At 63.4% G+C, this 1,262-nt stretch carries 1 protein-coding gene; it reads left to right on the top strand.

Features of this window, described 5'->3' with window-relative positions:
- Positions 1-1,262 (top strand): outer membrane protein assembly factor BamA (bamA, locus tag CAF78_RS27480; RefSeq protein ID WP_085673237.1); only part of this gene is annotated, 1,262 nt, incomplete at both ends.

Here is a 1,262-nt window from a genome sequence, read left to right as displayed (position 1 = left end):
CGCGTCAACGGCCTGCAGCGGGTATCCGCTGGCAGCGTGTTCGGCGCCTTGCCGCTCAACGTCGGCGACCAGGCCGACGATCGCCGCCTGGTGGACTCCACCCGCTCGCTGTTCAAGACCGGCTTCTTCCAGGACATCCAGCTGAACCGCGATGGCAACGTCCTGATCATCAACGTGGTCGAGCGCCCGTCGGTGTCGAGCATCGAGATCGAAGGCAACAAGGCGATCAGCACCGAAGACCTGATGAAAGGCCTGAAACAGTCGGGCCTGGCCGAAGGCGAGATCTTCCAGCGTGCCACCCTCGAGGGCGTGCGCAACGAGCTGCAGCGCCAGTACGTGGCCCAGGGCCGCTACTCGGCCGAGGTCGACGCCGAGGTGGTGCCGCAGCCGCGCAACCGCGTGGCCCTGAAGATCAAGATCAACGAAGGCACCGTCGCCGCCATCCAGCACATCAACATCGTTGGCAACACCGTGTTCAGCGATGACGAGCTGCAGCAGCTGTTCGAGCTGAAGACCACCAACTGGCTGTCGTTCTTCAAGAACGACGACAAGTACGCCCGCGAAAAGCTCTCCGGTGACCTGGAGCGCCTGCGTTCCTACTACCTGGACCGCGGCTACATCAACATGGACATCGCCTCCACCCAGGTGTCGATCACCCCGGACAAGAAGCACGTCTACATCACCGTCAACGTCAACGAAGGCGAGAAGTACACCGTTCGCGACGTGAAGCTGTCGGGTGACCTGAAGGTGCCGGAAGACCAGGTCAAGTCGCTGCTGCTGGTGCAGCCGGGCCAGGTGTTCTCGCGCAAGGTGATGACCACCACCTCCGAGCTGATCACCCGCCGCCTGGGCAACGAAGGCTACACCTTCGCCAACGTCAACGGCGTACCGCAGCCGAACGACCAGGACCACACCGTCGACATCATGTTCGTGGTCGACCCGGGCAAGCGTGCCTACGTCAACCGCATCAACTACCGCGGCAACACCAAGACCGAAGACGAAGTGCTGCGCCGCGAAATGCGCCAGATGGAAGGCGGCTGGGCCTCGACCTACCTGATCGACCAGTCCAAGACCCGCCTCGAGCGCCTGGGCTTCTTCAAGGAAGTCAACGTCGAGACCCCGGCGGTGCCAGGCACCGACGACCAGGTCGACGTCAACTACAGCGTCGAAGAGCAGGCCTCCGGCTCGATCACCGCCAGCGTCGGCTTCGCCCAGAGCGCCGGCCTGATCCTCGGCGGTTCGATCAGCCAGAGCAACTTCCT

It is taken from the genome of Pseudomonas sp. R28(2017) (genome assembly GCF_002112505.1).
Taxonomy (GTDB): domain Bacteria; phylum Pseudomonadota; class Gammaproteobacteria; order Pseudomonadales; family Pseudomonadaceae; genus Aquipseudomonas.
The sequence above is the reverse complement of the archived record's forward strand: the minus strand, read 5'-3'. Positions and strand labels throughout refer to the sequence as shown.